Annotated in this window: 17 protein-coding genes; 9 read left to right on the top strand and 8 right to left on the bottom strand. The window is 49.5% G+C overall.

All coding sequences use genetic code 11. From position 1 onward, the window contains the following. The first annotated feature begins 3 nt into the window (after positions 1–3). From ABV298_RS05370 to ABV298_RS05385, 4 genes are read left to right on the top strand one after another with little or no spacing between them, the layout of a single operon-like run. The gene (locus ABV298_RS05370) at positions 4–3,156 is read left to right on the top strand and encodes a M4 family metallopeptidase (protein WP_353721139.1); all 3,153 of its coding nucleotides are present in this window, start codon (positions 4–6) and stop codon (positions 3,154–3,156) included. Between the two features lie 27 nt (positions 3,157–3,183). Continuing rightward, positions 3,184–4,740, top strand: a complete 1,557-nt coding sequence (locus ABV298_RS05375) for a M4 family metallopeptidase (protein WP_353721140.1) — start codon at positions 3,184–3,186, stop codon at positions 4,738–4,740. A 22-nt stretch (positions 4,741–4,762) separates the two neighbouring features. Then, positions 4,763–6,358, top strand: a complete 1,596-nt coding sequence (locus tag ABV298_RS05380; protein ID WP_353721141.1) for a hypothetical protein — start codon at positions 4,763–4,765, stop codon at positions 6,356–6,358. 26 nt (positions 6,359–6,384) lie between these two features. Further along, positions 6,385–6,855, top strand: a complete 471-nt coding sequence (locus ABV298_RS05385) for a T9SS type A sorting domain-containing protein (protein WP_353721142.1) — start codon at positions 6,385–6,387, stop codon at positions 6,853–6,855. A 36-nt stretch (positions 6,856–6,891) separates the two neighbouring features. On the opposite strand, the gene ABV298_RS05390 is transcribed toward ABV298_RS05385, so the two are convergent. Beyond that, on the bottom strand, positions 6,892–7,842 hold the full coding sequence (locus ABV298_RS05390) for an aldo/keto reductase (protein ID WP_353721143.1): 951 nt from the start codon (positions 7,840–7,842) through the stop codon (positions 6,892–6,894). 137 nt (positions 7,843–7,979) lie between these two features. Between ABV298_RS05390 and ABV298_RS05395 the strand changes: the two genes are divergently transcribed. Further along, the gene (locus ABV298_RS05395; protein ID WP_353721144.1) at positions 7,980–8,483 is read left to right on the top strand and encodes a PH domain-containing protein; all 504 of its coding nucleotides are present in this window, start codon (positions 7,980–7,982) and stop codon (positions 8,481–8,483) included. 12 nt (positions 8,484–8,495) lie between these two features. Here ABV298_RS05395 and ABV298_RS05400 read toward each other — a convergent pair whose 3' ends face one another. From ABV298_RS05400 to ABV298_RS05410, 3 genes are all read right to left on the bottom strand, one after another. Next, entirely contained in the window at positions 8,496–8,870 is a 375-nt protein-coding gene (locus ABV298_RS05400; RefSeq protein WP_353721145.1) for a hypothetical protein, read from the bottom strand. Positions 8,871–8,874: 4 nt separating this feature from the next. Next, entirely contained in the window at positions 8,875–9,540 is a 666-nt protein-coding gene (locus tag ABV298_RS05405) for an alpha/beta hydrolase-fold protein (protein ID WP_353721146.1), read from the bottom strand. An 82-nt stretch (positions 9,541–9,622) separates the two neighbouring features. Further along, the gene (locus tag ABV298_RS05410) at positions 9,623–10,504 is read right to left on the bottom strand and encodes a pirin-like C-terminal cupin domain-containing protein (protein WP_353721147.1); all 882 of its coding nucleotides are present in this window, start codon (positions 10,502–10,504) and stop codon (positions 9,623–9,625) included. Positions 10,505–10,762: 258 nt separating this feature from the next. Between ABV298_RS05410 and ABV298_RS05415 the strand changes: the two genes are divergently transcribed. Beyond that, a complete protein-coding gene (locus ABV298_RS05415; RefSeq protein WP_353721148.1) occupies positions 10,763–11,257 on the top strand; it encodes a GNAT family N-acetyltransferase in 495 nt (164 codons plus the stop codon). Positions 11,258–11,474: 217 nt separating this feature from the next. Further along, entirely contained in the window at positions 11,475–12,380 is a 906-nt protein-coding gene (locus ABV298_RS05420) for an NmrA family NAD(P)-binding protein (RefSeq protein ID WP_353721149.1), read from the top strand. On the opposite strand, the gene ABV298_RS05425 is transcribed toward ABV298_RS05420, so the two are convergent. Genes ABV298_RS05425 through ABV298_RS05435 form a run of 3 tightly spaced genes read right to left on the bottom strand, consistent with a single transcriptional unit; the run spans position 12,381 to position 14,024 of the window. After that, positions 12,381–13,235 carry an alpha/beta hydrolase gene (locus tag ABV298_RS05425; protein ID WP_353721150.1) on the bottom strand — a complete coding sequence of 285 codons (855 nt, stop codon included), beginning with the start codon at positions 13,233–13,235 and terminating at the stop codon, positions 12,381–12,383. Beyond that, on the bottom strand, positions 13,232–13,702 hold the full coding sequence (locus ABV298_RS05430; protein ID WP_353721151.1) for an SRPBCC family protein: 471 nt from the start codon (positions 13,700–13,702) through the stop codon (positions 13,232–13,234). The genes ABV298_RS05425 and ABV298_RS05430 overlap by 4 nt, the downstream gene beginning before the upstream one ends. Further along, positions 13,692–14,024, bottom strand: a complete 333-nt coding sequence (locus ABV298_RS05435; protein WP_353721152.1) for a metalloregulator ArsR/SmtB family transcription factor — start codon at positions 14,022–14,024, stop codon at positions 13,692–13,694. Before ABV298_RS05435 ends, ABV298_RS05430 begins: the two co-directional genes overlap by 11 nt. A gap of 215 nt (positions 14,025–14,239) precedes the next feature. On the opposite strand from ABV298_RS05435, the gene ABV298_RS05440 reads away from it, so the two are divergent. Together ABV298_RS05440 and ABV298_RS05445 are read left to right on the top strand one after the other, a co-directional pair. After that, the gene (locus ABV298_RS05440; protein ID WP_353721153.1) at positions 14,240–14,665 is read left to right on the top strand and encodes a VOC family protein; all 426 of its coding nucleotides are present in this window, start codon (positions 14,240–14,242) and stop codon (positions 14,663–14,665) included. Positions 14,666–14,870: 205 nt separating this feature from the next. Next, complete coding sequence (locus ABV298_RS05445; RefSeq protein WP_353721154.1) at positions 14,871–16,283, top strand: TlpA disulfide reductase family protein; 1,413 nt, start codon at positions 14,871–14,873, stop codon at positions 16,281–16,283. An 8-nt stretch (positions 16,284–16,291) separates the two neighbouring features. Here the strand turns inward: ABV298_RS05445 and ABV298_RS05450 are convergent, their stop codons facing one another. Further along, entirely contained in the window at positions 16,292–19,081 is a 2,790-nt protein-coding gene (locus tag ABV298_RS05450; protein ID WP_353721155.1) for a VWA domain-containing protein, read from the bottom strand. Between the last annotated feature and the right edge of the window lie 20 nt (positions 19,082–19,101).

Below are 19,101 nucleotides of genomic sequence, written 5' to 3' on the forward strand. Positions count from 1 at the left end.
TATATGTATTATAACTATTCACGTAGAATTACCGCGGCTGCTCTCCTATTTCTTTTAAACAGCCTGGCCTCATTCGCGCAGCAAAAGAACGTCGACCGATCTATCATGACCTTTTACGACGGCCTGCAAACAATTCGTGTGCTGGAATACGTTGAACCTGCGCCCGGCACCAACAAAATTTATCGCTTGGAAACATTAGCTGAAAACGGCTTTCCGGCTATCGTCCTGACTTCGAACGTTCAAATGGGATACATCAAATTTGAAGATAAATTACCTTACGATAACGTATTCAACGATAATGCAAGCCCATTTACTAGTGCGGAAGGTGCGCAAACACTCTACTCATTTCAAAGCATCATGAAAGCCTTCGACTCGCGCTTTGGATGGAAAGGCATGGATGGAACGGGTACAGCTACTGTATATGCCATCATGGGTGATGCCCAAAAATATCCACTATCGGCCAGCGCTTCCTATACTACGAACGGAATATCTGACAATTTTCTTTTCATCAAGGAAGTAAACGGTGTGAAAAACTTCAATAACGGAATTGAAACAGTTGCGCATGAATTCCTTCACGCGATTATGCGGTATAAACGAGGCTTTGAGAACTATAACCCGGATAAATGTGCTGAGATGCACAGTATTGAAGAGGGGCTTGCCGATATTTTTGGGATTTATATTCACAATAAAGTGAAGCAAACGCCTCCACAAAATTTTGACTGGAAGTTCCAAGGATATAATGCGACACTAGCAAATCCCAAAGGGTTTCTCTTCCCCGATACATACAACGGCGAGTACTACAAAAACGACTGCCACCTCACATTCGCCCCACACCCGAACGGGGGTGTGTTGTACAAGTGGAGTTACTTGCTCAGCGAGGGGTTTCCGGGATCGGCGTATAATGACTTAGGTTACGGTTACTCAAACCTCACCGGAATAGGTATCGAAAAGTGCATTGAAATTCTTTGGCAAACGATCTCAAAAATTAAGAAATACACTACTTACCCGGCTCTTCGCACATACACCCTCGAAACAGCGGGACAACTCTACGGCCTCAATTCTACCGAGTATCTGGCCGTTCAGAATGCCTGGTGCGCAGTCGGTGTGTGTGACAATAACCTCCCGGCCTTCTCCATGTCTCCCGCCAATGCCACCAATTTCATCGACCCCTGGCCTACGGTGGATATCAATCTTACCTGGAAAAACAACAACCTGGTGCAGGAATGGGAAGTGCAAATGTCGCCCAAGTATGACTTTTCAGACAGCGTTCAAACGGTTAAGCTGACAAATTTTACAGCTGTTATAGGTCCTAACCAGACCCTCATGAGCACAGCTACGGCGAAAGGTTACTTCCATCCCGGCAAAAAGGTATATGCCCGCGCGAAAATCAGCCAGGCGGGAGCCAATTTTTGTAAGGGGCTTAATCCACTTTGTATTCTCTATCAAAAGTTTGGGCCGACGCATGCATTTGGGCTCAAAGATAAGAAAACTAATTTCTGGCCAGCGACTAAGTCCACTAGTGTAAAAGCCTGGAAAGGTCAAGTCACCTGGCAATGGGTTGATGACGCTGAACGCTACCGGTTGCAGGTAGCTAGTGATTCCATGTTTACCGCACTCGTTTACGACGGCATTGCCCCGTATACCGGCAATTTCATGGAAACGGGAGAAATCGGAACCGACCTTACCATTGGCCAAACCTATTACGCACGTGTCCGGGCCGAGAGACTCGATCTTCTGAAACTGAAAGACAACCATGGAGCGTGGTCCGATCCACTCGTCATCACCGCCTCGATGCCATCGACCGCGATCAGCCAGGCGAAAACTCAGAAACTGAATGATCCGCCGTTTGAAGTAGGAACCCTGGGTCGACAGGTCAACTGGGACCCGGTACCCGGCGCGTCGAATTTCGTCGTGCAGGTGGCAACAGATGATACATTTAATAGCATTATCTGGACAAAGACGGTGTCGGGGAATCTGGCGAGTACCACCATGCTATTTCCACCGTTAGCCAATCTGACAGACCTATTTGTGCGCGTGCTTCCGAAAAACGGTCCTATTTTCGGGGTATGCAGCAACGTTTGGCGCATTAAAGTGGATGAAGCCAAAGCCTTGGCATTAATGAAGGGACCGCCGAACGGAACTACCTTTCCATTCAAAGACTTTGGCGTGAATGTGATAGAATGGAAAAGCGGGACGCTTAACATGAATACTGTTGACTATTTTGAACTTGTCCTCACCAAAAAACCGTCCGGCGTCACAGCGACATTCCCCACTCAGGGTAAGAAATTTGATTTTCTCATTCAGGATCCGCTCTTATTGAATGACAACGGCTTACAGGCATCGGTGATTGCTGTGAATGCACTGGGCGCCAAAACTGCACAGTCACTCCCATTCGATTATAATATATGTCCGGACCACCCGGCTGTTTTCTTCCCCGGCGATTTGGGAAAGGTCGACCCTACCAAAGATTTTAAAGTCGAATGGTTTCCGAGCCAGTCATTTGCGGTTGGTAGCCAGTATTTGTTAACGATTAAAGACGGAGGAGTTGCGATACCGGGATTTAAAGACAAACCCACCACGAACCATTTTATGACTGTCCCCGCTGGTACACTTGTCAATGGTAAAAGCTATACGGTAACAGTCAGGAACTCGTCTTCATGCGCAGCGCTGCTGGTACCGTCGACATTCTTCACTGCCGTGGGTTCTGGCGGCTCTAACCAACCCCAGGCGCCCAAACTGGTGGATTTTACAATCGAAATCCAAGGATTCCGCAACGATCTGGATGGTTTGGCCTGGGAAACCTCCGACTACGTCCTCGGCATTGAACTGATTGATCCGGATGGTAATGTACTCGCGCTCATTGATCCGAATGGTGCCTCTGTTACACAACTGCTGGTGGATTCGGAAAACTCCGGTGTTGTAGCGAAGGGCAACGACAGGCCGGAAGGCAAGTATAAACTAAGGCTGAAAATGGTCAACATTTTCAACCCACTTGCCTACTATCCTTTCGATCAGCCGAGGTTTTCGGTTTTACTTAATGGACAACCGGTAATCAGTAATCACGTCATTACAGTCGATTTTGTAAACCCCGCCTCCCCATTTCACGAATGGCAAGTCGGGTTTCAGTTCGGTGACATTAATTTGGATATAAAGTAGGCTGCTAATCTCCACAACACTACAAACATGAAACACTTTACAATTGCCTCCTGTATAATTTTCATTTGCCTCGTCTGCCACGCCGGCTTTGCGCAAACCTTGTACAATCCTAAGAACGTAGACAAAACTGCATTGAGTTTTTTTGATGGCTCACAGACATTCCGTGCCCTCGAATATACAGTGAATCAGGATCCGCAGAGCGAAAAAGTTTATCGGTTGCAGACGTTACCGGAAAATGGATTTCCCGCTATTATGTTACAAGGAATTAATCAGGGAACATCGGTCCAGTTCGAAGACAAGCTACCATATGACGATCAATACACGGATAATCAAACTCCGTATTTGAGCACGGAAGCCGTTCAAATCTTCTCGGGATTTCAACGTGTGATGCAAACGTTTGATCAACGGTTCACGTGGAAAGGAAGCGACGGAACAGGAACAGTTCCCATTGATATCAGAATGAAGAATCAGTTTGAGACCGGCTCTAAAGGCCTTACATACTACTCTGGCAATGCCAATGGTGGATACTTCAATTTCGAGAGAAATCTGAACGACAACAAGCCATTTCAAATTACAATAGATGCGCTTGCTCATGAAATGACTCATTCCATCATCAGGTATAAGACAGGTATCTATTCAAAAAGAGATATCGAGTGCTCCGAATTCATTGCTATTAACGAAGGAATTTGTAACATCTTCGGCGTATATATCAGGAATAAAATCAACAATTCGACTCCTCAGAACTATCAATGGATAATGGCGCCCGAAGTGTTATCCCTGAACTTTGACATAGGCAATCCAAAAACGTATCTTCTCGCGGATACCTATCACGGTCAATACTACCCCGACTCCTGCGTGGGAGCCAACCCTTACAAGGCAAGCGGAGTCGCTTCGAGGTGGTTTTACCTGCTATCAGTCGGATTTCAGGGAACCGGCAAAAATGACTTGGGCTATACTTACGAAAACCTGGCGGGAATAGGTGTTGAAAAAGCTATTCAAATCATTTGGAATGTGATACCAGATCTGAAAGCTTATTCAAATTATTCTTCACTGAAAACATATACGCTTAATGCAGCTGAACTGCTCTATGGATTGAACTCAGCCGAATACCTGGCTGTCGAAGAAGCATGGTGTGCGGTTGGCGTGTGCGACAATAATTTTCCATTCTTCAAAATATATCCAGTCAACACAGCCTCCAATGTCGAACCCTGGCCCGGAGTAAAAATTAACTTTTCATGGGATGATGACCCACGCGTAAAAGAAGTGGAAGTGCAAATGTCCCGCAAATATGACTTTTCGGACAATCCTCAGATAATCAAAGTAAGCAATTTCGACAAGCTTTTTAAGCCGGGAGGAGGCGTAGTATATACGGGAAACGCTGTCGGATCTTTCCTTCCGGACGAAACCATATTTGTAAGAGCAAAAATCACAGAAGCCGACGCAAACTTTTGTAGAGGTGTGAACCTATTATGCCAGTTATATCAGCAATATACACCGACAAACGCCCTTATTTTAAGCGACAAAAAAAGCGGAATTTTGGCATGGAGTTCCCGGTGTCGGGTTTATCGGCAATGCATGGAATAATCCCCAGATTCAATGGAAACCGGTGGCAGGTGCGGAGAAATATAGCTTTCAGATTGCCAAGGAAAAAGATTTTATCAATATCGTCGATTCGGAGAGTACTAACCATACCGGAAGCTTTCCGGAATCAGGCACCATCATGGCTAATGCGCTGGAACCAGACAAGTATTACTATATACGTGTCCGTGCCGGAAGGAACAACCCTTTTAACAACGTGGGAGCGTGGTCAAAGACCGACAGTATAAAGGTGCATACACCTCCCACAAGCGTTTTGCAAGCCCTCAACCAAAAACCTAACGACCCACCCACCATCGTAAGTTCCCTGGGCTTCGGCGTTGATTACTATACAGCGCCCGGTGCAGCTCAATACCTTGTGCAAGTTGCCACAGACGATGCGTTTGCAAACATAGTCCGGTCACAGGTTGCTCCCGGAAATGTAACGAACGCATTGGTGACCCTGCCGGCAATGGCCGACCAAACCAATCTCTTCGTGCGAGTGCTGCCTCAAAAAGGCATCGTCTATTCGACATGCACCAACGTCTGGCGGATCAAAACCGACAAAAACGCAACATTGCTCGCCATGGCCGGACCGGACCAAAAAATACCTATCCCTTACAAAACCTATTTGGGTAAGATATTCAAATGGAACGCAGGGACAGTCAACCTGGGCCTTGTCGACCATTTCAAAGTCCGTGTCGAGGAAAAGGCGGCTGGCCAGGTCACTGTCTTTAACACACCGGGGAAAGCCTTGGAAAAAGAAATTGTCGATCAGTTAATGTATGATGACCACGAGGGCATAGAGGTGAGCGTGCTGGCTGTCGGTCCCCTGGGCGCTGAAACCGAATTGTCCCCTGAATTCAGCTATACCATATGTCAGGACCAGCCCTTTCCTAAATTCCCTAACGACAACGACAAAATAGACCCTGCACTGCCCGTGACGATGACGTGGGAACCGAGTATGTGGCAGGAACCCAATGAACAGTATCTGGTCACGATCCTTATTAACGGAAACCCGGTGAACGGCTTTAACAATGCCCCGACCACGTCGACCTCGATGGTATTGCCAGCAGGGACACTCGATAATGGAAAAAACTACACGCTTATCATCAAAAACTCTGGAAGCTGCCCCGGGCTCGACCCATGGACAGTATTATTCTCAACGATCGCAGGCGCCAACAACAACCCGCCGGCCACTCCTACGAAAGATTTAAGCATTCAGCTCAGTGGTTTCAGGAATGAGCTAAACCCTTCCGATCCATTTTCGTTTGAAAATGCGGATTACATACTGGGATTCGAAATCCTGGACCCGAATGGAAACAAAGTCGCGGTGGTGGACGCCAATGGTAACCCCGTTTCGGAGCTGTTAGTCGATTCTGAAAACTCCGTGCTGGGAATATTCGCCAAAGATGAGCCGGTTGGCAAATACACCTTGAAATTGAAGATGCTGGCTATTTCCGATCCCCCGGTGTATTATCCCTTCGATCAGCCCCGCTTCTCGGTAACCCTCAACGGCCAGACGGTAATAAACGATCATATCATTACGATTAACCCATTCGACCCTGTTTACGACGAATGGCAGGTCAACTTCGAATTCACAGGCATTACCCTCGATCACAAATAATTACATCACTATTTATTTAATACACTATGAAAAATATCAAACTTCTGATTTCCGCCATTGCGGCTTCGGGCATTGGCATAGCGAATGCGCAGGAACTTCGTCCGCAACTCGATTTCATCAGAAACGGGTCCCTCCTCACCGTGCGGAGTGCGTCCGGGCAGGAGCTCGGTACAGTTGACCTGGATAAACCGGCAGTTAAGAGCAAAGTCATCGCCTTTACCTATTCGGCTAAAAAGAAACGGGGCATCGAAAATGCGCTCAACGCTGTCACGATATTTCCAAATCCGGCATCCGGATCGCTGAACCTGCGGTTGAAAGGTTCATGGAAATACCCGGTGGATGTACAGATATTCGACAAAACAGGCAATATGTTACAAACCTCCCGCCTCGAATCGCCGGAAGAGCCATTGGATATCGAATCGCTCAAACAGGGGATTTACATTTTGAAAGCACGATCCGGCAATGCCGGAGCAACGGAGGAGCTGGTGGTGCAATAAGTAATGCAGGGAGCAGGTCTCGCTCCCTGCTATCTGTTACGAGGCACTTACTTCATCCAAGGTCGACAGATCTTCCGGATCCAGTTTTATCTCTGTCGCCTTAACAAGCGTTTCCAGCTGCTTTTTGCTGGTAGCGCTTGCAACCGGGGCGACGATGAGCGGTTTGTGTAAAAGCCAGGCCAGCGCGATAGCAGCCGGAACGGTATCGTGCTTTCCCGCAAGGTTGTCGAGCGTATCCAGAATCCGAAGGTTCCCGGGTGTCAGCAGGTCCTTCATGCCGGCACCGCGCTGGCTTTTACCCAAATCGGCGTCCGACCTGTATTTACCTGTGAGAAAACCGGCAGCCAGTGCGTAGTAGGGAAGCACGGCCAAGTTATATCGATCGGCCAAAGGAGCATATTCCTGCTCGAAAGTCGCTCTCTGGATAAGGTTATAATGCGGTTGTAATACTTGGTATTGGGGCAAACCGTCCTTTTCGGAGGCTTCCAGGGATGCTTTCAACCTCGCCGGGCTGAGGTTCGATGCGCCGATGTACCGGATTTTTCCGTCTTTGAGCAATTGCTCGTAAGCAGCCAGCGGTTCTTCCACCGGCGTTTTCTCGTCATCGAAATGCGTGTAGTAAAGGTCAATGTAATCCGTACGAAGCCGTTTCAGCGACTCTTCCACAGTTTTGAGAATGTATGCTTTGCTGATATCGATCGGGTGTTCGCGGTTTTGCGAGCCGACTTTGGTCGCTATCACGACCTGCTCACGATTGCCGCGCTGTTTCAGCCAGTTGCCGATGATGGTTTCTGATTCGCCTCCCTTATTGCCATCCACCCACCACGAATAGGTGTCTGCGGTGTCTATAAAATTGAATCCCGCGTCTATAAACGCATCCAGAATTGCGAAAGATTCCGGCTCGTTGAGCGTCCATCCAAAAACATTTCCACCAAGATTAATGGGCGCAATCTGCAACCCGGTTTTTCCTAACGTTACTTTTTTCATTGTACTTGGCATTTAGTGTAATCCACAACAAACAACCGACTAAACGCAGCGTCTGTTCCCCACCAATCGCCAAAACTTGCCGGATTTAAGACACAGAATGCTTATATTTAGGCACGACGACCTTCTACCCGACTGCCATGAAATACAATGCTTCACTTGACAAGACAACCAGGATCATCACCGTCGCGATCACGGTGCTGTTCGTCGGTATATCCGTTTTCGAGTTTCTTACATTTTCCGGCGGAGCAAGGGCCGGCGCTTATATTTCAACAGCGATTTTGGTGGCCGTCTATGGCTTTGCTTACTTTTACCGACCGGTTGCTTATACCCTGACAGACCACCATCTGACGATACATCGTCCGATCGGCGATCTCACCTACACCCGCGGAACATTCGAGGATGTCAGGACGATACCGAGAGAAGACCTGAAATTCACGATCCGCACATTCGGAGTCGGGGGTTTCTGGGGTTACTTCGGCCAATTCTACAATGCTGTTTACGGTAAAATGATCTGGTACGTAACCCGGCGCGACCACCTTGTGCTGATTAAAATCAAAGGCAAAAGAACGGTCCTCATTTCCCCCGACAACATCGATGCCTTCATGGAAGGAGTGGGAAGCAAAGAGCACATGGACAGCTGAACACCAGCATAACTATCGTTTAAAAGCCAGATTTTTCGAAAAGAACGGCAACATTTTCGTTTCAATCCGCTCGCCGATCTTATTAATATGATCGCCTTGATATTCTTCGTAGAAATGTTCGATTTTATAGTTATCAAGCACCTGGTGCAGGATTTTGATATTAGCGGCGATCGGCTGGTCGCGGTCACCGGCGTCGAAGCCGATTCCCTTCATTTGTTTCAGATTGGTAATGTATTGATCGATGCTGGTGAGCGGCATGTTGGCATTCCATTTAATTTCCGCGGCCGGGTTTAGCTTTCCGTTTTCGACGATCGGCGCTGTGTAAAATGGCGGTCTGGATGGGTCGGGCGACCAGGCGGCCGCATAAGCAAGCGCAGCCTTGGTCATAAAATCAGCTTTGGAGATATCCCCGGGGGGTTTTCACAGCCTCGATTTTCGCGAGCGCTTCCGCCGAGCGCGGGTTACCCGGTGCGAGGCAGCAGGGACTCAGCAGGTAAATGCTTGAAAAAATCTCGGGATGGCGCTCACCGATGCGGATCGTGCCGTAACCACCCATCGAATGCCCCGCCAAACCACGGCTTGCCGCCCGGGCAATCGTCCGGTAATGCTGATCGACATAGGCTACCAGTTCTTTTGAAACAAAATCTTCCCAATTCCCGGCAGTGATGGAATTCGAATAATAACTTCCGCCACTGCGTGTAAGCGCGTTCGGCGTCACGATGATCATTTCCTGCGCCTGACCGGAAGTAAAGACCTTATCGGCAATGACGGGAAAATTGATCCAATGCTTCACAAATCCGTACCACTGCGCGTCCGTATCCGTAAAGCCATGCAGCAAATAAACCACCGGATAGCGGCGCTTCGGTTCCTTTTTATAGCTCGGCGGGAGATACACCGAAACATCCGGGTCGGCCGGGTTGCCCTCGAGGTTGCCTTCCAGCGACTTGCCATGCACTTTAATGCGTTCGACGGAGCCTTTCAGTGGTGATTGGGCGAAGGTCGACACGGGTATCAAAAGGAGGGCCAGCAAAAGAACGGTCAATCTTTGTCTTTTCATTGCAGTTGGATTTGAATGTGCCTACAAATTAAGAAAGATTGACCGCCCGCTAAAACGCTTTTCCCTTCATGGGGATTTTCGATTAATAATGAAACCGTTGTCCGTCCCCGAGAGTCGAAACGTGTTTCATTTTTCCATGCCGGAAATCGTTGTAAAGGCCCTTGATTTCGTCCTGGTGATCCGAAATAAAAGGGCCGTAGGAAACGATTTCGTCATGCTGAGGCTCGCCTGCGTACAGCACCGCGCGTGCGCCTACGTTACCCGCCAGCACAGATATGTCGCTTATCGCTCCTGCTTCTCCCCTGTCCAGCCAGCCAATCTGGTTGCTTCTCAAATTCTGCTCATCATCTCCTATTCTAATTTCCCCTTCGATTACATACAAAAACGCATTGTAGGATGCCGGCAATGTCTCATTCAGTCGGGCACCAGGTTGCAGCCGCATATCCGCCACGACCAATGGCACATGGTTTTTAACCGGCGAATGCAAACCCGCGAAGGAGCCGCTGTATAAAACCATACGGACGCCATTCTTTTCGGCAGCCGGGGCATTGTCGAATGCCAGGTCCTGAACCCTCGGCTCGGCCCAGCGATCGGCTTTCGGCAGGTTCAGCCACAGTTGAAGCAGGCGCATTCTCGACCGGCCTTCGATGGTTTCTGAATGGACAATACCGCTTCCGGCCGTCATCATTTGAAAATCGCCTTGCTTCATGGTATGCGTTTCGTCACCTATTTCTCCTTCGAGCAGTAGCGAAACGGTCTCGAAACCGGCGTGCGGATGTGGCCCGCCCACGGGTTTATCGTCTTTTTTATCCAGAAAATCGTCCATCAGCAAAATGAACGGGTCGCTGTGCGCGAATTCGTTGTAAATCACCGCCCGGGCAGTATGGTCGGGTCCGAGAAAGCCGGGTTGGACGGGCGGCGTTTTGATGCTTGCTATTCTCCTCGTTATCCTTTGATTTTCCATGATCTGTTTCCTTTCGGTTGCTGAAACCATCGTCGGCTTCAATTAGCAAACAAAAACACCACATCCGGTGTGCGCCGTACACCGCTATACAATTTGTTAGCGCGGTATAACGAAAGCGCCGGGCGATGCAGGAATTCCGTTAACCGGCAAATTCTTTTTGTAAACTTTTTGTTCAAACCAGTGACAGCACTGCGAAAGACATCCCACAGGCAGTTGCCATGATCAAAAATTTATTAAAAGCCCATTTTACACTTCACAATGCAATTCTATTCCGAACGTTTACGCTACGAAAAATTTACTCCCGGCCATTTCGAAGACTATTTCCGGCTCGTATCGCGGCAGGATGTAATGCTGCACATCAGCGGCTGCGGCCTCGATCTCGAGGGTGCCCGGCGAAGGTTCGAGACATCGCTTCGCGCCGACGGCCAGCAGAGCGATATGGGCTTTGTGGCGGTTTATGAACAGGCCAGCGATTTATATGTAGGCCTCGGCAAAATCGTTCCTTTCGAAGACGGCTTCACGGAAATCGGCTATGCGCTGCTGCCCGAATTCTGGGGCAAGGGTTACGCGTCGGAAATTACCGGCAGGCTCGTTGCCTATGCCCGCGCATGCGGGAAGGTCGAATCGCTCGTTGCGCTGGTTGCTCCCGAAAACCGTGCGTCCATCAATGTGCTTACCAAACAACAGTTTCGCTTTTTCAGGGAGGTACCCGAAGGCGACGTAGTGCGGCATGATTACATTCTGGATTTGTAGCTTTATGCTTCTCGCGGCTGGTGATCAGGCAATGCCTCTCCATAAAGTAAAAGGTGTGAAAGATTGGGAATCCATTATCCGCCGGTTTTCTGACGATGATCAATGCCAATTTTAGGGAAGAACAGCCTCAGAGAGGCATATGCCTCTCTTTTAGTTGGCATAATTGTTTCGACATCGATTTCAAACCATACCACACATGTAAAGAAATCGGCACCAAATGATTGGATTACAATTTATCACACACCAAACTATCGTCGTAGCAGGTGCGACGGGGCACCTGGGAGTACTGATTACCAAAGAATTGCTCGCCCGCCATGCACATGTGAAAGCGCTCGTGCGCAAGGATACGCCGCTCTCGAAAATGGAACCGCTCGAAAAAGCCGGTGCAATTATAATACCCGTCGATTATCAGAATACCCTGACGCTCACAGAGGCGCTTGGGAATGCACAATGCGTAGTTTCGGCATTGTCGGGCTTGCGCGATGTGATCGTAGATACGCAATCGGCCCTCCTCAAAGCTTCGCTCCACGCCGGCGTGCCCCGGTTCATACCGTCCGATTATTGCATCGATTTTACCAGACTTCCCCGGGGCTCCAATCGTAACCTCGATTTACGGCGCGAATTCGCCCGAATTCTCGATGCGACGCCTATTCATGCGACGTCCATTCTAAACGGCATGTTCACCGATCTACTCGCAGGCCGGGCTCCATTGATCCTTCCCAAACTGAAACGCGTGATTTACTGGGGTAATGCCGGTCAGCCAATGGATTTCACCACGATGGCCAACACTGCCGCATTCACCGCCGCGGCCGCGCTCGACCCGCAAGCGCCACGCTTTTTACGGATCGCAGGCGAGGTAGCGACAATCCGCGGTTTGCAGCAGGCCGCCAGCCACGCCTACGGAAAGGATTTTGGGTTACTACGGCTGGGAGGACTACGGTTTCTGGAAGCAACAATCAAAATCATGCGTACCGTCGCGCCTGCCAGGGATCAGGTGTTTCCGCCCTGGCAGGGTATGCAATATCTTCTCAATATGCTCGGCGGTCAGCCGAAACTGGACCCGCTGGATAATGCGCGCTATCCGGAAATTAAATGGACAAAGATCAGGGAAGTATTGGGCTGATTAGTTTTCTTCCAGAAACTCCTTTACGAGCATCGCCGTGATTTCGGGCTGCCTGCTACCGGCTTTTGCCGTGCAAATCTCCCCCAGCAAAGCACCATGCACACCAGGAAGAATCACGAGTTCGGCATTTGGGATCAGTTTTGAAATTTCGACAATGTGTTCTGTTTTGATCACATCCTTATCGCCTGTCATGATCAACGCGGGCGCCTGAATGCGCGTGAGGTCGCTTTGTGGCCAGTCGGCGAAGGAGCGGCGGCGTTCGCGGTCTTTATTGAACATCGTTTGCAGGCCCTTCGGATCGGGGTTTACTTTGAGATAATACTCCTTCAATGGCGCAGGCATGTTGTCGAGCGAGGCATTCTCCATCATATCAAAAAAGCCGTCGATCATCCCCGCCCGCGTGTAGTTGGAAGCAACTACGATGATCTTGTTGATCAGCTGCGGATGGCGGCCGGCCAGTTGCATCGTCGTGCAGCCGCCGTCGCTGAAACCGAGAACATTGGCTTTTTCCACCTTCAAATACCTGAGCAATGCGGCCGCATCGTCGGCGTCCTGCGTGAACGACTCGGGCGCGTCGCGGTCGCTCGTACGGCCGTGAGCCTGCATTTCTACGGCGATGATCGGGGAAAATGCCGCCAGCTCGGGCAGTATCCTGCCGAATGTGGTTTCTATCGTAGAACCGCCCCCATGGATCAGCAGGAGCGGTATACCACCACTTCCGTACATCTCGTAATACATTTTCAGGCCATTGACAGGCGCATAACCGGTTGTTTTTTGCTGTTCCATTTTTATTTGCTGTGCGTGAACGGATAAATTCAATAGGGTGCAAAGCAATGCCGCTGCAATGGCTTTCATGATTGCCGCGATGCTTTTCTCCTTTCCAGGTACACCGAGAGCTTTTCGACGTTCTGCTTGAGGCCTTCGGCCGCGTTGTTCGATTTCACGATCCGGATCATCTGCTCTGCCGATTCGAACAGCATATGCCACCGCAGGAACGTCTCCTCTCCCTGTGCTTCAAACTCTATCGTGGTCAGGAAGTTGGGGGCAAAGTGCTGGTACACGATCTTCTTTAAGGGAACCACTTCCTTGAATATACTCCTGTTCTGGTAGTCTTTCCCGTCGGGCCCATGCATGACGAGCTCCCATATACCGCCCGGCACGACGTCCATCGCCGTGATTGTGTTCGTAAAACCATCTGGCCCCCACCACCTTGCGATGTGCTCCGGCTGCGTCCACACCTCCCACACCAGTTCGACAGGTGCGTTCAGCTTACGGGTGATGATCAGTTCGCGGTCGTGCGTACTGCTTTTTTCATTTTCCATATCGCTCTCTTTTTAGTTGTTCCAAATAGTTTTCCAATGAATCCAGTTTCGCTTCCCAATGCTTTTTGTACTGCTCAACCCAGGCAGATACTTCACTCAGCTGGTCGAGGCGTGCTTCGCAAATGTGATCCCGCCCCTCCTTCCGGATGAATATCAGCCCGCAATCGCTCAGTATCTTGACGTGAAGGGAAATCGCCTGGCGCGTTACGTCGAAGCGCTCAGCAATGGCGTTGACATTCTGGGGGTGTTCTGCCAGCATTCCGATGATCGCCCGGCGGGTGGGATCGGCAATGGCCTGATATACATCTCTTCGCGCTTTCATAACATGCAAGTATTTGCTTGCAAACATATATGCAAGTATTTACTTGCGCAATATTTATTTGTTAATTTTGAAGTCTGGAAAAAAGCGCTTCAATTTGTCGCGACCACCCCCTGCGAATGTCCGTTTTAGGGCGCATGCATGACGGTGCAAGGCCATACTTTTGCACCCGTCAACAATCTAAAATCAATTCAATCACTTTTTAAAATCTTTTAGCTATGCCCAAAATCAATCCTTACCTCAACTTCGACGGAACTGCGGAAGAGGCTTTCAATTTTTACAAATCCGTTTTTGGCGGTGAATTTCGGGGCGTTCACAGAATGGACGGCACCCCAGGCTCGGAGAATTTGCCCGAAAACGAAAGAAACCGGATCATGCATATCGCATTGCCTATTGGCGACGAGTTGCTGATGGCCTCGGACATTATGCCTTCCATGGGCCAGACGCTCACCGTTGGCAATAACAACTACGTATCCATTTTCGCCGACAGCCGTGAACAGGCCGATCAGTATTTCAATGGCCTTTCGGCCGGCGGCACCATCGAAATGCCGATGGAAGATCAGTTCTGGGGCGATTATTTCGGGGCGTTTCAGGATAAATACGGAGTGCACTGGATGATCAATTTTCCTTCACAGCAAGGTTGATTCCGTGGATTGAAAGAACAAAAAGCCGGTTCTCATCATGAGAGCCGGCTTTTTGGCCTTTATGAAGGCTGGTAGTTGACCGATCCTGATCGCAATTGGATTTTTGCAATCAATCATCAATTATTAATGAAATCGCAACAGGCTTAGCATTTAATTACGTAATTCGGTATGGGAAATACCTCCAAACCATTTCAAAATCACAGCCATGAAAATAGCCCTTGCGTTTCTTATCTCGACAGGTGTTTTATTATTCACAGCATCCTTCGCACAAACACGGCCGGATAATGCCCCTATAAGGTATCTCAATAATTTTTACAAATACACTTCCACCGAACTTAATGCCGATTCGGCTTTATTTTATCTGCGAAAAATTGAGAGCAACAAGCTGTCGTCCGAACGGTTACCCAATGTTATCCATGAAGAATTTGCCCAGCAGATTTTAGACCGTTCGTTCCCTGCTGGTATGGACACTTCCAAAATCAATGCGTTTCGCCGGGTTCAGGCATTCCACAAAAAACTGATGCCGGCCATTATGGCCGATACCAGCCAACTTATAAAACAGATTATCAAACCATTATACCTGTACTTGGAGATCCGGGAGCATATAAACGACGATAGGCAGCTCGCGGATATTACCGGCCGCTTTGTAAGAGAGACGCTTTCAGGGCCAGACATTTACCGCAACCGCACGGGCCGTTACGCATTGATGATTTATCCGATACTCAATTCCAAACCGGAATTGAAACCACAGGCAGAAAAATTGCTGGAAACGGCAAATGCCGGACTTGAAAAAGGATTAGCAAAGGCTTCGGAAAACTCTACGCAAAACGAGCTGACACAACGTGCCTGGCACCGGTACCTTTATGCTTATATGAATGTAATTAAATCGGAACGGGAGCCTGATTCGGGCAAGCGGAAAGCTTTCCTGAAAACGGCCTACGATTACAGCCCGGATGTAATTGACAGGCAACATCAATGGGCCTACTTTTATGATATGTACATCATGTTTCGAAAAGAAAAAAGCTCTTTCCGGGAGGAATATCTTCAATACCTTACTGCCCATTCGGATCAGAACAATTTACTTTCCACACTGCTTGAAATTGCATTACAACAACCCGAATACAAAGAAAGGTTGAAAACTGCCTACCTAAAAATAAATGGCCCGCAAGCTGATTTTCCGAAATTCTGGATGGCCAGTGTAAACAATTACGCTCAAACCGCCCCTCCTATTTCGCTTTCAATGCTGGATAAATCCCGCTTTTCGAACAGCGCCGCGGAAGGGAAATGGCTGCTGGTCGATTTCTGGGGAACGTGGTGTGGGCCATGCCGCGCCGAACATCCCGAAATGCAGAAATTCTATGAATCCAGTATCAAAACCAATGCCGATAAAATCGCCCTGCTGACGATTGCATGCCGCGATACGGAAGCAAAAGTAACTACCTACATGACCGAAAAGAACTTTTCATTCCCCGTAGCAATGTCGGACAACAAAATCGAACATACGTATAAAGTACCCGGTTATCCTACCAAATTACTGATAACTCCGGCGGGAAAGTACATTTTTGTTCCTTCGGGAAATGACTGGATCAGCTTCGTAAAACATTACACCGATCTGTAAAACACCCGTCACCTGCCGGCCAGCTTCTTTGCCTGGGCTTCCAGGATCAGTTGCAGGTCGGCGGTGGCGTCGGTTACGTGCGCATAGGAACCCATGCCCAGTTCGCTTAGCTTTTTGAGCTTTTGCCCGGTGTGCTCGTTACGCCCGAAAGTAAAAACGCTCAGATACACGTCCTGATGTGCATTCTGCCGGATCATATCCACGACCTCGTCGCTAACCGGAAACTCGCCGTCCGTAGCCAGTACAATGCGATTGTTACCTGCGCGGATGTATTGTTTGTTGGCGGTTTTATAGGCCAGTTTAATGCCCTCGTTACCGTCGGTATCGCCGTCGGATTGCAACAGGTCGATCATCCGGGCTATTTCCGCAGCTTTGGCGCCGGAAGTCGGTTTGAGCACCACCCTGGCCTTGCCCGAATACAATACAATGGAGATCATGTCCTCGGGCCGCACGAGCGTTAGCAGCGATTTGATCGAGCGTTTCAACAAAGGCATTTTGTAGGGCGAGTTCATCGAGGACGACACATCCAGCAAGAGCACCATATTGTTCGGCGCGAATCCTTCGAGCGAACGGGTTACATTTTGCAATTGCGCATTGCGGTCGACATACACGGTATCCACGCGCACACGCTCGACGTAAACGGTGTCGCGCGTTACGGGTGCGGCTTCGCTCGTGAGCGGACGCGTATCTGTACGTGCGGGAGCCCCGGCTTCCATGCTTGTTGATTGGGCCTGGGCTATGCTTTTAACCGGTTCGTCCGGCCCGTCCGTTGGTGCTTCAATTCCCGACTTTTCCTCTTTCTCCGGTGGCGGCACCGGTTTCTGCGGTTTCGTACGCCGGAACGCGAACACGTCGGGTTGATTGATGGTTTTCAAAAGCCCCGCCTTCGAGAGCTCTATAAAATTGTTGTACTCGTAAACCAGCTCGTTATTGTAGAAATAATAAAAAGACTCGTAAGGATGCGCCGCATAGCCCGAAGAAGCGGGTTTATATTTTTTCACGCTTTCGGCAAACCGGCCGGCATTGGCGCCCAGGTCTTCATAGGGCGTGTATGGGCAAAGCCCGTTACTTCGGCCATATCGTTTCAGGCCCTTCATATTTTTGTATTCGTCGGCAATCAGCTGGCGGCTGTCCGCTTCGAGTGCCGTGGTTTCGGGAAGTTTTGAAGATTCGCCCCGCAAATAGTCGCGTAAACCGAACATAACGTCGTGCCCGTTATCCATGGTTTTAAGCATCGCGCTGCCCGCAACATACCACGAGCCTGCGGGCAGCGCGTTCGGATAGCTTTCGTGAATGCGGCGGATGTCGTTGTAGAGTTGCTCTTTCTTTTTATCCAAAACATCAAAAAGCACGATATAACGATCGAGAATAGCGTCAGAACGGCGGAGCTGGTCTTTCAGGTATTGTTTTTCGGAGGTATAGCGCACCAGTTCAATGCTCAGGCCGTCCATTTCCTGCAAAACGTTCATTAGAACCTCGGCCTGGCCGGTTACCGATTTGCGGTAAGGTTCGGGAATAGAGGTACTGGCACTTAAAAGCAAGGCGTATTCGGATGAAGGCACTTTGAAATCCTCATGCGAATAGCTCAGGTTCGCCCGCTTTTGGGCTTTGGCGGGATCACGGTAATATTCCGCCGAGCTTTGATAGTTGCGCAGGATCATTTGGAGTAAATGCATTTGCCGCAGCGACTGATTGATCCAATCAACATATTGATTTAAAGTCGTGATCAGCGCCGGACTGGCCGGTGCCGGTGCCCTTTTCACGTTCAGCAGCTGAAACGACCTGTCCTGAAACGGCGGGGTTGCTTTACCCGCCGGTGCGGTTTCGACGGAACGTTCCGGAGTCATTACCGGGCTGAATGCCGGATAGCCCAGCAGCAGATGCCCGGGCTTGCTGTACCCGACAAATGCCTTGTAAAATTCCAGCATATCATGATTGAAATGCTCTACCAGCGACATGTACACCTCGTTTCCATGCCGCGCCGATTGCTGAGCCGCGAAATTATGGTCATCCAGCGCCCTCCGTTTCACATCCTGCATCGAAGCCAGCGCCGATTTAAAACTTCCGACCATATCCGAAGCGGGATATTGTAGCTGTGAGGCCGTATTTCCGATGGTCGCCAATGCCTTTTCGTCGTCCAGCATGCTCTGGCGCACGAGGTTTACCGGCCATTCCGCTTTGGTGGCGTCGTTTAAATAATAAGGCAATGCTTCGAGCAACCGCTGCTGTGCGGCAATCACCTCTCCCATGCCTTTTTCGGTTATCAGATAAGGGTCCGTGGCGGAGCGATCGGCAAGACTGGTATAAACCTGCCTGATTTGTGTGTAAAGCGCGTTTTTATCGTGCGCGTAGCGCTCAAAAAGCGATTGCATTTCAGCGACCAGTCCGTCTGATTTTTTAAGATTGTCCCGTTCGTAGTCCTTTAAACGCACGTAAGTTTCAAGTGCCTTGCAGGTTTCATCCAACTTGCCGAGCACCTTCCAGACGTTCTCCGCGCCCGCATTGAGCTGTTTTCTCTTCCCTGCTTCGATACCGGTGCCGGCCAGCGCCTTTTGATAGTAATATTCTTCCAGGGGCCCCGACGACGGCAAGCGCAGCCCGTAGTCCGACTTTTTACGGTAACGCTTTACATCGTCCTGGTATTCGCTGAGCATTTTAAACCGTCGGATAACTATTTCCGACGACTCGCTCAAAAATTCGACATAGTGGTTCAACGACGTCTGCGGTGCTTCGCGTTGTGCGGTAACCGTATTGGTAATGCATGCAAACAGAATGATCAGGATGGAGACGCGCCTCATACGTAAACAACTGAAAGTAT

Origin of the sequence: Dyadobacter sp. 676 (assembly GCF_040448675.1) — a bacterium.
Classification (GTDB): domain Bacteria; phylum Bacteroidota; class Bacteroidia; order Cytophagales; family Spirosomataceae; genus Dyadobacter.

Excerpts from the sequence above, each read along its gene's own strand:
- ABV298_RS05370 (WP_353721139.1), top strand. The coding sequence starts at position 4 with ATGTATTATAACTATTCACGTAGAATTACCGCGGCTGCTCTCCTATTT.
- ABV298_RS05420 (WP_353721149.1), top strand. The coding sequence starts at position 11,475 with ATGATTGGATTACAATTTATCACACACCAAACTATCGTCGTAGCAGGT.
- ABV298_RS05435 (WP_353721152.1), bottom strand. The coding sequence starts at position 14,024 with ATGAAAGCGCGAAGAGATGTATATCAGGCCATTGCCGATCCCACCCGC.
- ABV298_RS05385 (WP_353721142.1), top strand. The coding sequence starts at position 6,385 with ATGAAAAATATCAAACTTCTGATTTCCGCCATTGCGGCTTCGGGCATT.
- ABV298_RS05450 (WP_353721155.1), bottom strand. The coding sequence starts at position 19,081 with ATGAGGCGCGTCTCCATCCTGATCATTCTGTTTGCATGCATTACCAAT.
- ABV298_RS05410 (WP_353721147.1), bottom strand. The coding sequence starts at position 10,504 with ATGGAAAATCAAAGGATAACGAGGAGAATAGCAAGCATCAAAACGCCG.
- ABV298_RS05395 (WP_353721144.1), top strand. The coding sequence starts at position 7,980 with ATGAAATACAATGCTTCACTTGACAAGACAACCAGGATCATCACCGTC.
- ABV298_RS05440 (WP_353721153.1), top strand. The coding sequence starts at position 14,240 with ATGCCCAAAATCAATCCTTACCTCAACTTCGACGGAACTGCGGAAGAG.
- ABV298_RS05430 (WP_353721151.1), bottom strand. The coding sequence starts at position 13,702 with ATGGAAAATGAAAAAAGCAGTACGCACGACCGCGAACTGATCATCACC.
- ABV298_RS05405 (WP_353721146.1), bottom strand. The coding sequence starts at position 9,540 with ATGAAAAGACAAAGATTGACCGTTCTTTTGCTGGCCCTCCTTTTGATA.
- ABV298_RS05390 (WP_353721143.1), bottom strand. The coding sequence starts at position 7,842 with ATGAAAAAAGTAACGTTAGGAAAAACCGGGTTGCAGATTGCGCCCATT.
- ABV298_RS05425 (WP_353721150.1), bottom strand. The coding sequence starts at position 13,235 with ATGAAAGCCATTGCAGCGGCATTGCTTTGCACCCTATTGAATTTATCC.
- ABV298_RS05375 (WP_353721140.1), top strand. The coding sequence starts at position 3,184 with ATGAAACACTTTACAATTGCCTCCTGTATAATTTTCATTTGCCTCGTC.
- ABV298_RS05400 (WP_353721145.1), bottom strand. The coding sequence starts at position 8,870 with ATGACCAAGGCTGCGCTTGCTTATGCGGCCGCCTGGTCGCCCGACCCA.
- ABV298_RS05445 (WP_353721154.1), top strand. The coding sequence starts at position 14,871 with ATGAAAATAGCCCTTGCGTTTCTTATCTCGACAGGTGTTTTATTATTC.
- ABV298_RS05415 (WP_353721148.1), top strand. The coding sequence starts at position 10,763 with ATGCAATTCTATTCCGAACGTTTACGCTACGAAAAATTTACTCCCGGC.